Origin of the sequence: Flavivirga abyssicola (genome assembly GCF_030540775.2) — a bacterium.
Lineage (GTDB): Bacteria > Bacteroidota > Bacteroidia > Flavobacteriales > Flavobacteriaceae > Flavivirga > Flavivirga abyssicola.
In genome coordinates this window covers 3,485,389-3,499,102 of sequence record NZ_CP141266.1, presented here as the reverse complement: position 1 = coordinate 3,499,102, position 13,714 = coordinate 3,485,389, and the positions used below count along the sequence as shown (strand labels likewise).

Genomic DNA, 13,714 nt, shown 5'->3' with positions numbered 1-13,714 from the left:
TTTTGATTTAATTTATGATCCGTAATAAAATTTTTCTTTAATTATTTTTCCATCTTTCCAGTCTTGTACTGCCACTTGCGTGTAATTTTTCACCCCCCAATCTTTATGAGTATAATCAAAATGCCATTCTACCATAGTCGTATTTTCTCCTATAGTTACCTTTATTGGTTGGGCTGATCTAAACTCTGTAATAGATGCAAAAAATTCTTCTTCTCTCTTTCTGTTGGCTGCTTTTCCAACAACTTCCGGGTTATCATTTTCTTGCATAACAACAGCTTCATGATAAAATTCGTCGAACGCTTCTAGTGCTTTCCCTTGGAGAATCATATCATTTATTGTACTAATGTTCTCTATTAACCTATTCATAATATATTGTTTTATTATTATGATACAAATGTCTAAAACATCGTTTTAACAAAAAATAATGTAGTTTATGAAAACATGTTAATCTAGTTTAACATTTTATTGTTTAAATATAAGATCGCTCTTAATTTTACTTAAAAACTCTTTGGTAATCCCTAAATATGAAGCAATCATATATTGAGGAATTCGTTGTTCTATTTTTGGATACTGATTTCTAAAATAAATATATCTGTCTTTTGCTGTAAGACTAAAACTCCTGATAATACGCTTTTGTGAAGCTATAAATGCTTTTTGTATAATTTGCCTAAAAAAGCGTTCTAGTTTTGGAATTGCAGCATATAAGTCTTCAATAACATCATAAGAAAACATAATGAGCTCTGTTTTTTCTAAACATTGTACATTAAAATCGGCTGGAGTTTGTGTAATAAAACTCCCCATATCTGCAGTCCACCAATCCTCTATCGAAAACATGATTATATGTTCCTGTCCTTCATTATCTACATGAAATGTTTTTGTACAACCTGATAGTACAAAGCATTCATATTTACATACATCTCCTTGCTGAACAATAAACTGCCCTTTTAAATAGGTTCTATATATTACTTTAGAAAGAAGTACCTCCTCCTCTGCTTCAGTTAAAGAAACATTCTTATTAATATAATCTAGTAGTGCTTGTCCTTTTTCTTTAATCATACTATGAGTCTATTAAACGCCTATGATAGTTTATTTGTCCAGCATGATAAGATAAATGAGTCGTTAAATGAACTAGAAAATATTCCGTTGTCATTGGCTCATTAAAAACATGTATTGGGTAGTGTTTATTTAGATCTTCGGCCGATAATTTCTCCAAAACATTTTCAATTACCTTAACAGCCTCTTCTACTTGTTGTAATAATTCTGTTCGTGGGATGTTTTTTAATGAAAACTCTAATTCTCGCTGCCTAATATATCCTGAATTACCAAGAACTGCTCCTATAAAATGCTTAAGATTACCAACAATATGTAAACATAAGTTGCCTGCTGAGTTTGCTATTTCTTTATCAAGAAGCCATAGGTTTTCTTCTTGTTTATAAGACATTATTTCTGCCTTAAGCCTATGAAGGTCTCGAGTAAAAATTTTAATCAATGTTTTAGTAAGCATATGTTGTTTTTAATTAATGTTTTAATCTTGATAATGAAACCCAAACCAAACACAAATACCCTTCATGGTTAAACAATTTAGGGTCTAATGTAGTCTCTTTAATTGTTCTATAAATTCAACATCATTGGCATTTATAATGATCTTTGATAACATAAAGAGTTAGTAAAAGGATCTTTTTTAATAAAAATCACCCCTTTTTTATTTTCTTTCTAATTTACAGAAATAAGATTGATATCAAAAATAAGAACAGAACCTCCGGGGATACCTCTATAATCTGAATTGCCATAACCTAAATGTGCAGGTATTAAAAGCTTACCGGAGCCTCCTTCTTTAAAATACGCAATGCCTTCTGCCCAACCTGGAATAACATTTTGTAAATTAATGTTTATGCCTTGTGCACTACTTTCATCAAAAACAGTTCCGTTAGTATAGTATCCTTTGTATGCTACTGTGACTGTAGATGTTGACACTGGTTGTGATCCAGTCCCTTCTTCTTCAATCACATAATAAAGTCCTGTAGCACTTTTTTCTGCAATCAATTTATTTTCAGATATATAATCGATAATTTCTTGATCATTTAAAGTAACATAATCTTTTTCATCATCACTATTACAGGAAACAAAAAGAGATAGGATCAAGGCAAGCTTAATATATTTCATATTTATTTTTTTGATGTAAATATAGCAAACACATTGACTTTATAAATCTTAAAAAATCATAAAATTATTATAACGTAACACTTAAATTAAAGCTTGATAACTTTATATAAACTACTTTTGCCAAATGCAAAAATCAAATACTGAATTCCGATTAGAGTTTGTAGCATTAATGGCATCTCTTATGTCTATTGTTGCCTTATCAATAGACGCATTATTACCTGCACTTCCAGAAATAGGAAGTGCTCTAGGTGTTACTAACGAAAATGATAATCAATTACTAATTACTATGATTTTTTTAGGATTAGGTTTTGGTCAACTTATTTTTGGCCCTTTATCCGATAGTTTTGGCAGAAAATCTATAGTATATATAGGATTTATAGTATTTATAATCGGTAGCATGATTTGCGTAACTACCAAAAGTTTTGAAATGATGATTATTGGTCGAGTGCTTCAAGGTGTTGGTTTATCTTCCCCAAGAACTCTAAGCATTGCTATAGTAAGAGATTCATATAGCGGAGATTATATGGCTAAAATATTATCTATTGTCGTTATGGTTTTTATTTTAGTCCCAGTAATCGCTCCTGCTTTGGGACAGTTTTTGCTTAATTTTTATAATTGGGAATCCATTTTTTATGTAAATTTAATATATGGTCTTTTGGTTATGCTTTGGTTTTGGAAGCGACAACCAGAAACGCTACAAAAAGAAAAACGCATAAAATTCACATCACATCAATTTATTGATGGAGCTAAGGAATTTGTTAAATTTAAGGATGCTGTTGCTTTCACATTCATTTCTGGATTCATAACGGGGTCTTTTATGGTCTATTTAAGTACTTCTCAGCAAATTTTTCAAGAGCAGTATAACCTAGCCGATATGTTTCCTTATATATTTGCAAGTTTGGCTATATCTATTGGATTAGCAACCTATTTAAATAGTGTTTTTGTTTTAAAATATGGCATGTGGCGTATTGCTTATATAGCAACTATAGCATACGCTGCTATCTCTGTTTTATATGTCCTTTTATTCTGGTCTGGTGAAAATCCAAGGATTAGTATTTTAATAGGTTTTTTCGCTTTACAATTTTTTGCTGTAGGCTTTATTTTTGGTAACATAAGAGCTTTAGCGATGCAACCTTTGGGGCATATTGCTGGTATTGGTGCTGCTATTAACGGCTTTGTATCTACTGTTATGGCAGTACCTATAGCAAATTATATAGGTAGTTTTGTTAATGACTCTGTATTACCATTGTTTATTGGCTTTTCTATTTTTGGTATCTTGTCTCTTTTAACTTTTATTTTTTTGAAAAGAAAAAAAGCCCCTAACGCATTTGCATAGATTAGGTTAGCCCAGCTATTATTTAATCCAATCGCTACTTTATTTTATTAAGTAAGTAGTAGAGGACTGTCCATAAAATGGTTTGGTAGTAGGCGTGGTTTTTACAAATAACGCTCATTTATAACCTTAATATGCCAGATAGAGTGTCCTAAAATAGTAAATGCAGCAGCTCTTGCAGACATATCTAAACCACTTGCATTACCAATAAACTTTAAGTCAACATCATTCAAACTTTTTAATAATACAATAAAACTTTGGCGTACTGCATTAAACTCTTCTATAAGAGATTCTAAACTTTTATCATTTGCCAGAGAAGGTGCTATGTAATCGTCTTGCTCAAAACCAGAGATACCAGTTTTATCATGTCTGGAAAAACGAAAACAGCGATGTTGAAAAATACGTTCAGTATCAATTAAATGCTGAAAAACTTCTTTTATGCTCCATTTTCCTTCTGCATATCTGTAATTTAATTTATCTGAAGGAATAGATTCAAAGAATTGTAAAACCATATCCGAATCTTTTTTAAAACCATCTATCAATGTGGTTTCTTTAGATACTAAATCTATATATCTTTTATAATATGCGTTGTATTCTGTTGTTTTTAAATCTGATGTCTTCATTTTATTTTTATTAAATCTTAGCTTGATATGTATATAAATCATAATATCGCCCCGCTAAAGCAATCAATTCATCATGAGTACCACGCTCTACTATGCGTCCTGCTTCTATAACCAAAATTTGGTCTGCTTTTCTAATAGTACTTAACCTATGAGCAATTACAATAGTCGTTCTATTCTTAACTAACTCACCCAAGCTTTTTTGTATTAAAGCTTCGCTCTCAGTATCTAAACTAGACGTCGCTTCATCCAAAATAATAACCTTCGGGTCTGCTAAAATAGCACGTGCAATAGCCAATCGTTGTCGCTGACCTCCTGATAATTTCACGCCTCTTTCTCCTATTAGGGTTTCTAAGCCGTCCTCAAAACGATCTGTGAATTCATTTACATAAGCTGCTTTTACCGCATTCTCTAATTCAGATGCTGTGGCATCAGGTCTTGGGAACATGATATTTTCCCTAATGGTCCCTTCAAATAAAAATTCATCTTGTAATACCACTCCTAAATACTGCCTGTACGTATTTAGTTTTACTTTAGATAAATCTTGATCATCTATAGTAACTTTGCCCGATTTTGGATTTAAAAACGTTGCAGACAAACCTGCAATGGTAGATTTTCCGGAGCCTGAACTTCCTACCAAAGCCGTTGTAGAACCAGCTGATGCTTTGAAATTTATATGATGCAACACCTCTTTACCTTCTTCATAGGAAAATGACACATCGTCAAAAACAATGTCACCTTTAAGGCTTTCAAGAGTAATGGTTCGCTCTTTATTATCCTCTTCAGTAGTCATATTCATTAGTTCTTCCGTCCTATCTAAACCAGCTAAAGCTTCCGTTAACTGGCTTCCAATATTACTCATTTGTACTATGGGAGCAATCATAAACCCTAAAATAAGCGTGAAGAATAAAAATTCTCCGGAAGTCATTTCACCATTTATCATATAATATCCACCAATTGCCATAATTCCTGTGGTAGCAACGCCTATTAAAAAAGTGGAAGAACTAGTCATTAAAGCAGTAGCCGTTAAACTCTTTTTTACATTCTGAAATAGCTTATCAACACCTTTTTCGAAAGTCTTGTTTTCTTGTGCTTCGGCATTAAACGCCTTTATTACACGAACACCTGCCAAAGTTTCGGTTAATCTCCCCTTAACCTCTGCGTTTATTTTACCTCGTTTTCTAAAAATGGGACGAATATATTTAAAGGCTCTAAGCGCAATATATCCGAATATGGATAGTGGTACAAATACAAAAAGCGTCATCCATGCATTTAATTTTATTAAAATAATCAAAGATACAATGGCCGTGAAAGTCCCTCCCACTAACTGAACCAGACCTGTACCAATAAGATTTCTAACGCCTTCAACATCGCTCATAATACGAGACACCAAAGCACCTGATTTAGTATTATCAAAAAAACTAATAGGCAGTGAAAGTACTTTTTTCTGTACCTGTGCACGTAATTCACTAATTAAATACTGTGCTTGTACACTCAAAATACGTGTAAGCAAAAAAGAGGTAAGCGATTGCAATAAAATGGCACCTAAAACAATAGCTATTAAGTTGTATAACAGATCAATATCTTTATTTGGCACCACATCATCCAACAATACTTTACTTTGCCATGGCAAAATTAAACCGGCTAAACTTCTAATAACTATTAAAATTAGACCAATAAAGACTAAATTACGTCGGGGCCAAATAATAGTTTTAAAGGCCTGCGCCATGGTAACTTTATTTTTGACTTTTTTTTCCGGATTATTTTTGAGGTGTTGCATCGAAATGATTTTAACCAATAAGGTAGTTGGTAAAATTAACTAATCTTTACCATGAATCATATTAATAACATTTAATTTAAACACAACTGTAGAAATTTATAGATTTATTATATTAGTCTTATAATGTGGATATAGGCAAATTGTTTGTATCCAATTGTTGTAGTTCATAAAACACTCACTCTTCTCAAAAATTACTCCATAGTCAATAACCAGTTTATTAAAATATTTTCCTTAAATTTGTATCCAAGTAGATACAACATTTATGTTCTTTATTGAGAAAACAACAGAATTTGATAAATGGTTAAGAAAATTAAAAGACTTTAAGGCTAAAGCAAAAATCTTATTCAGAATTCAGAAACTGGAAACTGACGAGCATTTTGGAGATTGCAAAACAGTAGGAGATGGAATTAGGGAACTACGAATAAATTTTGCTAAAGGTTATCGTGTTTATTTCAAAGAAAAGGATGGAAAAATAATTGTTTTGTTAATTGGTGGAGACAAATCAACTCAACAAAAAGACATTGAAAAAGCGAAAAGTATTTGGAAAAAATTAAATAAATAGAAAAATGGAAACTTCAAAATTTGAAATAGCCAATTATTTAGATAGTAAAGAGATAATTGCAGAATACCTCAATACTGTTCTAGAAGAAGGAAATAATGCCGATGTAATTAACGCGATTGGACATATAGCAAAAGCAATTGGAATGACAAAAATTGCGGAAGAAACTGGATTAAGCAGACCAAGTCTTTATAAGGCTTTATCTGATGGAGCAAAACCTCAATTTGCGACAATAATGAAAGTATTGAAAGCGATAGGTGGACAAATTCAGGTGAATCCAATATAAACCTAAAAAATAACGATACCACAACCATGTAAAAAACATAGAGCTTTTGTGCTTAATCAAAAGGTTCTATGTTTATTTACAAAGTGACTAATTTGAAACGTATCGCTCTTTACATGTCCTACGTTTTTTATAAAATACGTTATATAGCAAAAAAATGAAAAAGCAGGATATAGAAAATATTCAGTTTGAAAAAGTACAAAGAGAGCAGTTGAAATTTGATATATCTACTGTGGATGAAATGTACAAGAGGTTCTCTAACTCTCATGTGGACTTATTTCAGCCACATAGAATCCAATTTCATGGCTTAGCTATTTATACAAACGGAAAAGGGAAGCATACTGTTGATTTTAAAGAACAAGTCATCACTTCTGGAACGATTATACCTTGTTTAAAAGGCCAAGTACACAAATTTGAAAGAACGCTAAAAGTTAATGGATTCATTATCTCTTTTGACGAAGCTTTTATTACAGAAGGACTAAACGATAAAAATTTATTTCACTTCCTGCAATTATATCATACTCCTCACCTCAATATAGGTGAAGAAAATATCGCTTTGCTTTTTCCATTTATCAATCAACTTAAGGACCTCATTCGGAGCCCGAATTTAAATCTCAAAAAAGAATTAATTCAGTCTGTTTTTATTTCTCTCATATTACAAATAAAACGTAATAGTATTTATCAGCACAAAGTGTTTCAAAGCCAGAGGTATAGAGATTATGTACTATTTCAAGATTTATTAGATACCCATTTCCAGCAAACACATAATGCTGCAGATTATGCCGAAATGATGAGAGTTTCTTATAAATATTTAAATGACATTTGTAAAGACTTAGCACATAAAACCGCCAAATCATTTATAGATAGCTGGCTAATAACTGAAATAAAGCGAAAACTAACAGAAAAATTGTATAGCTCTCAAGAAATTGCTTATGATTTAGGTTTTAGTGATCCCTCTAATTTTGTGAGATTCTTTAAAAAGTATGAAAAAATGACACCTACTCAATTTGTAGATAAACTACTTAATTAAGTCCCGGTTAGATATTGACCATTTGTTTGATTGAATTGACATTAAGAAAGCTTACTTACCATTCTATATTTGCATTGTAATTAATAGTTAAACTTTTAAAATTTTTAAATTATGAACACTGTATTAGAAAAAACAAACGTAGAATCTGTAAAGAATGCCATTCAAGAGCTAATAAAAGCTGGAACCACATTTGATGTTGATACACTCGAACGCATTTATCACGATAGCTTGCAAGTAATCTCTATTGATTTGGAAGACAATGTAAGCATTGCAGATAAGGCCGCTTTTAAAGGATTGTTTGAAACCAAGCGAAAAGCTGGTTCTGACCCACTAAGCACTTGGGCAAAATTTGACCATGTAGCTGTAAACGAAAATAAAGCGCATGTACTTATTTCAAGAAAAGTGAATCTTGTAAATGAAGACCAATATCTTGTTTTAAGTATTGACCTTATTTGGGAAGATGACAGATGGCAAGTAACTAGAGAAGTCATTTTTGCTAGACCTGATGAATCTAATTCTTAATTATTAAAACTCTTAAAAATGAAATTTACATTCGATAAAACAAAAGCGGCTCTTGTTGTTGTAGATATGCAAAAGTTATTTACTTTACCAAGCAGCCCATATGGTAATGATGCAAGCGAAATGATTGCACCCATTAATGAACTCATGCAATTGTCTAGAGAGACAGACATTCCTGTAATCCATTCAGCATATACGCTAAAAAAAGATGGCAGTCAAAATGGTTTACGTACCGATTGGCCTCAAATAGAAGAAGGCTATTTTGACCCAAATTCTGATTGGGCACAGTGGGATGAGCGACTTGAACAAAAAGATGAAGATTATATTTTGACCAGAACCAGACCAAGTGTATTTTTTGATGGTCAGCTCACTCAAATCCTAAAAAAATTAGGTAAAGAACAAGTTATTCTTTTGGGGTTAAGCACAAATTATTCGATAAGTTTTTCCGTTCATGAAGGGTTTTCTAGGGATATTCCAATCTTTTTAGTAGACGACCTAAGCAATATGACAGCATTTGAAGACCGGTCCCAAAAATCATTTCTTCATAATACTCTAGATATGTGGGCTTGCCAACTTATATCATCAAAAGATATAGGCAAGACGATTGTCAATGAAAATACGCTTCTTGAGGATTTTTCATAAAACCTTAAAATGGGTTACTTCCTTTTATAATACCTATGGTCTCTCTATTACATAAATTCATGTAACAGAAAGTACTGAAAACCTAAATGTTTACAGTTAAAATTTAAAGCGCGCAAATAGCGCCCTGGTATTCTATGCTTTAAAGTGAAGTAACTGAACTTATTTAGACTTTTTGGATTTAAGCGAAAATTAGAAGTTTTTGCCTCTGTTGAAGACTTTTTTGAGTTCCATAGCAGAGCTACGGAAGGAAAAAAAGACAAAAACAGAGCTGAAAACAGCAATTTTTTAGCTAATTGAAAAAGTCTAAATGAGTTCACTTATAAAATCTAAAAATTAAAACAAAAAAATATGTCATTATCAAAATCACTAAACCAGATAACAGAATCTGGTTTTAATAAAATGCCTCACTCTATAGCTAAAGTAATTAGTGATGGAATAGAAGAATTAAAAACAGGGAATTTAGCTTCAAATACGCTTAAAGTTGGTGAAGCAATTCCAGATATACCACTAATAGTATCTGAAACTGGGAAGAAAACATCTTTAAGAGATTTTATTAGTAATGATTTCTTAATTCTGAACTTTTACCGTGGTGGTTGGTGCCCTTATTGTAATTTAGAACTTAGAGCATACGATCAATTGAAAGATCAATTCGAACGAGCTAGTACAAATATTGTATCAATAAGTGCAGAGCTTCCCGAATATGCTCAGTCTACGACTACACGAAACAAACTCAGTCATCCAGTATTAACAGACTTAAATGGTACATTGTCTAAAAAAATAGGTATTTATTTCCACCTCAATAAAGACTTACAAAGGGAATACTCCAATTTTGGAATCAACCTATCTGAGCTACATGGAAATGATGAGAACGGATTATTAGTACCCGCTACCTTTGTTATAGATAGAGATATGAATATTGTTTGGGCTCATGTAGAAGAAAACTATATGACAAGAGCAGAACCAACCGTTATTCTCAATGAATTGGTAAACTTAAAAGTAATACAAGAATAAGTGTTGTTAGTTTTTTTGATAAGGGAATTATAATGTCTGTATAAGGCATTACCCTTATCAATTCTTAATCAATAAATAATAAAAAATATGTATTATAATATATTAAATATCCAAAACTAACTACCCCGCTTACAATTGAAACAAAATACAGCCCTTTAATGCTTTAATTATGGGTGTAAAAAACAAAAAATATTTAATGATCTTGCTCACGATTTCTTAATCAGAAATTCAAACCTTTTTACTAATTTAGTTCCGTTGACGGGAAAGTAGTTGTCAATGTCTACAGAGAGTGACGAAACATCTCAAAAGGATGAGTTCTTCCTCGTACCTCATTCGGATGACGCGCTCCCTTTACCTATAACATACAAATAACTGATTTTCAATATTTAAAAATCAAACTGACGTGAATTAAAAAAATATGGGACGAATACACTTATTTGAATTTGAAGACCAAAAATGGTTTCCTACATTTCTAAGAAACTATGGAACCGATTTTTTGCAATTCTTGTCTAATAAGACCAAAATGTATAAAGCCATTATTCCAATTATAAAAAAAGGACTTCAAAAAGGTAAAACAAATCAAATAATTGATCTTGGGTCAGGTGGTGGTGGCGGACTCATTTGGTTAAACTCAGAATTAAAAAAAGATATTCCTGATCTGAAAATAACGCTAACTGATTTTTATCCTAATATTCCAGCGTTTCAATTCACAAAAAAACAAGCTGACAATTTTGAGTATATAGATAAATCAGTAGATGCAAGAGATGTGCCAACAGAATTGAAAGGATTAAGAACACAGTTTTTGTCTTTACACCATTTTAGGCCAAATGATGCAAAACAGATTTTACAAAATACTATTAATTCCAACAGTTCTATTGCTGTTTTTGAAGCACAGGAAAGAAGTTTTCCAAGTCTTTTAGCGATGCTATTTTCACCATTAAGTGTACTCTTTACAACGCCTTTTATCAAACCATTTAAAATCGGTCGGATTGTATTCACTTATCTAATTCCAATTGTTCCTTTATTTGTATTATGGGATGGGCTTGTTTCATCACTTAGAACATATTCTGTAAAAGAAATGCATGTGCTTGTTCGAAGTTTAAATGGCACTGAAAATTATGACTGGGAAATTGATAAAGTAAAATCAGGACCAGGTGTTATACTATATTTATTAGGAACAAAAAAGAGCACTAAATAATTACTCCTATAAATTATAAATAGAGTTCTTCTTAAATAAATAGTTTTTATCTTAGAGCCCCTGGAATATATGTATAAAGCCCTCAACAAATGAACCTTAATCGATTATTAAAGCCTCTTTTTATCCTGCTAATGATACTCTTATCTGCATGTCGAAAAGAACCAAAAGCAAAGCATACAGAAACGTCTCAAACACGATACAAAAATCCAATAATCACTGCAGACTTTTCCGATCCTGATGTTATAAGAGTCGGTGAAGATTATTACATGACTGCTTCAAGTTTCAATATGGCTCCGGGCTTACCTATCCTACACTCTAAAGATCTGGTTAATTGGAAATTAATAGGTCATGGTATTCAACAAATACCCGATGCACTTTTCGACTATAAAAATAGACGTAAGGATCAACTGGATTATAATGTCCCACGTTTAGGCAAAGGAGTTTTTGCACCTACTATGCGTTATCATGATGGTTATTTTTGGATTTTTTGGGGAGATCCCGATACAGGTATTTATCAGGTAAAAACGAAAGATCCTGCTGGCGAATGGAGTAAACCTGTACTAGTCCAAGAGGCCTCTGGTTGGATTGACCCTTCTCCTATTTGGGACAAAAACACTGGTAAAGCATATCTAACGCATGCTCATGCTGCATCCCGGCGAGGTATTAACGGACGTATTGATGTGTGGGAAATGAATTGGGAAGGCACAAAACTTATTGGTGATCCTGTTACGGTATTTGACGTTAAGAATCCTGAAAAATTTCCCACCGAAAAATATCAAAGTGTCATAGAAGGCACTAAGTTTATGAAACGTGGAGAATGGTTTTATATTTTATGCCCTGCTGGTGGTGTTGAATTTGGTTGGCAAACCACTTTACGCTCAAAAAATCCTAAAGGACCGTATGAAATTCGAACCATATGCGAACCTGGTGATACTGGTATAAATGGACCACACCAAGGGGGCTTGGTCGAATCTCATATAGGAGAATGGTGGTTTATTCATTTTCAATCCGTTGGTACTTTAGGGCGTATTGTACGATTAGAGCCTGCATATTGGACAAAAGACAATTGGCCAGTAATAGGAATTGATAGCAATAATAATGGTATAGGAAACCCCGTAGCAACTTATACGAATCCGCTTCCCATAGTGCCACTTAAATTGCAAACCTCTGACGATTTTAGTTCTAATACACTCGGGTTACAATGGCAATGGCCAGCAAATCCACAAAAGAACTGGTATAAAATTGAAGACGGAAAATTAATTTTACCAGCTCTTTTTTCTGTAAACCAAAAATTGGAGCGCATACCACAAGTATTAACTCAAATGTTTCCTGATTTCAATTTTTCTGCAACAGTAAAAATAAGTCCTTCAGAATTTAAAGGAATAAGAGCAGGGTTAGCTTCTTTGGGTCGAAAATCATTTGATATTGGCTTAGAAAAAACACAAGACACCATGAAAGTGTCTATGCGCTTTGGCACACAAATCTTAAGTTCTACAACAATCATAGGTACCGATTTTTGGTTACGATTAGATACTCATGGCGAACTTCCTACGCCTTTAAAGTATCGCGCTAAACTATCAAAAGAGGAAAAAGAAACCCGAAAAGCCACGCTTCAAGATTACCAACTAAAGGATTTAGATTATTATGGTAACGGTATCATTCATGGGCAATTTTTATTTAGCACCAATGGAAAAGATTTCACCAAATTAGGTCCTGAATTTGAAGTACGTTCTGGTTCATGGATTGGTGCTCGTATCGGGTTATATTGTCTTCAAAAGGATACAAATAAACCACCAGGCGAAATACGTTTTGATGAAATTGTTTTTGACATCAAATAATTTGATTCGTCTGGAAAAGCGCAAATATTTACTTATAAAACTTCGGAGTAGTCTGCTTAATTCATTACTTTTATTGCCTTTAATAAACATCAAATAATAAAAAAGAAAAAGAAGATGAAAGTCATAGGCATTGGTAAAAATTACGTAAGTGATAAGTCTGAAATTAAGGGCATTAAAAACGGATCTCAATTAATATTTACAAAACCAGAAAGCTCTGTAGTAACTGATAATAAAGATGTCGTATTTCCATCGATTTCAAACGAATTGATTTATGAAGTCGAATTGGTAGCTAAAATTGGTAAAACAGGAAAAGATATTACCATAGAAGATGCCCCATCTCATATTTCCGAAATAGCTGTTGGTATAGACTATACTGCAAAAGATGTCCTCACTGCGAGTAGAGCTGATAAAGGCCCGTGGGCTTTGGCTAAGGGCTTTGACGGTGCTTCACCAATATCTAGTTTTAAACCTATTTCAAACTTCCCCGAACTTAATAATATTAATTTTGATTTAGTTATTAATGGCGAACAAAAACAAGTTGGTAATACCGATTTTATGATCTATAATTTTAGTGAGATTATCAGTTTTGTTTCCAGTTTTATGACTTTAGTTCCGGGAGATTTAATTTTTACTGGAACACCAGCTGTTGGTGCTGGTCAAATTTATAAAGGCGATCATTTACAAGCCTCTATTGAAGGGGAATTATTACTAGATTTTAAAATGATTTAAAAAACTATA

At 32.5% G+C, this 13,714-nt stretch carries 16 protein-coding genes; 10 read left to right on the top strand and 6 right to left on the bottom strand.

Annotation, left to right across the window (positions count from 1 at the left end):
* Positions 1 to 12: 12 nt before the first annotated feature.
* From Q4Q34_RS14790 to Q4Q34_RS14775, 4 genes are all read right to left on the bottom strand, one after another.
* On the bottom strand, positions 13 to 366 hold the full coding sequence (locus Q4Q34_RS14790; protein WP_303315570.1) for a nuclear transport factor 2 family protein: 354 nt from the start codon (positions 364 to 366) through the stop codon (positions 13 to 15).
* Between the two features lie 96 nt (positions 367 to 462).
* On the bottom strand, positions 463 to 1,056 hold the full coding sequence (locus Q4Q34_RS14785; RefSeq protein ID WP_303315572.1) for a Crp/Fnr family transcriptional regulator: 594 nt from the start codon (positions 1,054 to 1,056) through the stop codon (positions 463 to 465).
* Between the two features lies 1 nt (position 1,057).
* On the bottom strand, positions 1,058 to 1,504 hold the full coding sequence (locus Q4Q34_RS14780) for a DinB family protein (protein ID WP_303315574.1): 447 nt from the start codon (positions 1,502 to 1,504) through the stop codon (positions 1,058 to 1,060).
* 209 nt (positions 1,505 to 1,713) lie between these two features.
* Complete coding sequence (locus Q4Q34_RS14775; RefSeq protein ID WP_303315575.1) at positions 1,714 to 2,163, bottom strand: FKBP-type peptidyl-prolyl cis-trans isomerase; 450 nt, start codon at positions 2,161 to 2,163, stop codon at positions 1,714 to 1,716.
* Between the two features lie 124 nt (positions 2,164 to 2,287).
* On the opposite strand from Q4Q34_RS14775, the gene Q4Q34_RS14770 reads away from it, so the two are divergent.
* Entirely contained in the window at positions 2,288 to 3,499 is a 1,212-nt protein-coding gene (locus tag Q4Q34_RS14770) for a multidrug effflux MFS transporter (protein WP_303315576.1), read from the top strand.
* A gap of 101 nt (positions 3,500 to 3,600) precedes the next feature.
* Here the strand turns inward: Q4Q34_RS14770 and Q4Q34_RS14765 are convergent, their stop codons facing one another.
* Entirely contained in the window at positions 3,601 to 4,119 is a 519-nt protein-coding gene (locus tag Q4Q34_RS14765; RefSeq protein ID WP_303315578.1) for a DinB family protein, read from the bottom strand.
* 10 nt (positions 4,120 to 4,129) lie between these two features.
* The gene (locus tag Q4Q34_RS14760) at positions 4,130 to 5,896 is read right to left on the bottom strand and encodes an ABC transporter ATP-binding protein (RefSeq protein ID WP_303315580.1); all 1,767 of its coding nucleotides are present in this window, start codon (positions 5,894 to 5,896) and stop codon (positions 4,130 to 4,132) included.
* A gap of 262 nt (positions 5,897 to 6,158) precedes the next feature.
* On the opposite strand from Q4Q34_RS14760, the gene Q4Q34_RS14755 reads away from it, so the two are divergent.
* The 9 genes from Q4Q34_RS14755 to Q4Q34_RS14715 all read left to right on the top strand — a co-directional run bounded on the left by Q4Q34_RS14755 (position 6,159) and on the right by Q4Q34_RS14715 (position 13,705).
* Positions 6,159 to 6,458 (top strand): type II toxin-antitoxin system RelE/ParE family toxin, encoded by a 300-nt coding sequence (locus tag Q4Q34_RS14755; protein ID WP_303315582.1) that lies wholly within the window; start codon positions 6,159 to 6,161, stop codon positions 6,456 to 6,458.
* A gap of 4 nt (positions 6,459 to 6,462) precedes the next feature.
* The gene (locus Q4Q34_RS14750) at positions 6,463 to 6,741 is read left to right on the top strand and encodes an addiction module antidote protein (protein ID WP_303315584.1); all 279 of its coding nucleotides are present in this window, start codon (positions 6,463 to 6,465) and stop codon (positions 6,739 to 6,741) included.
* A 154-nt stretch (positions 6,742 to 6,895) separates the two neighbouring features.
* Positions 6,896 to 7,768, top strand: coding sequence for a helix-turn-helix domain-containing protein (locus tag Q4Q34_RS14745; RefSeq protein ID WP_303315586.1), 873 nt, complete (start codon positions 6,896 to 6,898; stop codon positions 7,766 to 7,768).
* Between the two features lie 111 nt (positions 7,769 to 7,879).
* Entirely contained in the window at positions 7,880 to 8,290 is a 411-nt protein-coding gene (locus Q4Q34_RS14740) for a hypothetical protein (protein WP_303315588.1), read from the top strand.
* 18 nt (positions 8,291 to 8,308) lie between these two features.
* Positions 8,309 to 8,929, top strand: coding sequence for a cysteine hydrolase family protein (locus Q4Q34_RS14735; protein WP_303315590.1), 621 nt, complete (start codon positions 8,309 to 8,311; stop codon positions 8,927 to 8,929).
* 348 nt (positions 8,930 to 9,277) lie between these two features.
* Positions 9,278 to 9,940 carry a peroxiredoxin-like family protein gene (locus tag Q4Q34_RS14730; RefSeq protein WP_303315591.1) on the top strand — a complete coding sequence of 221 codons (663 nt, stop codon included), beginning with the start codon at positions 9,278 to 9,280 and terminating at the stop codon, positions 9,938 to 9,940.
* 418 nt (positions 9,941 to 10,358) lie between these two features.
* The gene (locus tag Q4Q34_RS14725; RefSeq protein ID WP_303315592.1) at positions 10,359 to 11,138 is read left to right on the top strand and encodes a hypothetical protein; all 780 of its coding nucleotides are present in this window, start codon (positions 10,359 to 10,361) and stop codon (positions 11,136 to 11,138) included.
* 131 nt (positions 11,139 to 11,269) lie between these two features.
* Positions 11,270 to 12,976 carry a glycoside hydrolase family 43 protein gene (locus Q4Q34_RS14720; protein WP_303315593.1) on the top strand — a complete coding sequence of 569 codons (1,707 nt, stop codon included), beginning with the start codon at positions 11,270 to 11,272 and terminating at the stop codon, positions 12,974 to 12,976.
* Between the two features lie 114 nt (positions 12,977 to 13,090).
* Positions 13,091 to 13,705: a fumarylacetoacetate hydrolase family protein gene (locus Q4Q34_RS14715; protein ID WP_303315595.1), complete on the top strand. Its 615-nt coding sequence runs from the start codon at positions 13,091 to 13,093 to the stop codon at positions 13,703 to 13,705.
* The last annotated feature ends 9 nt before the right edge of the window (positions 13,706 to 13,714 follow it).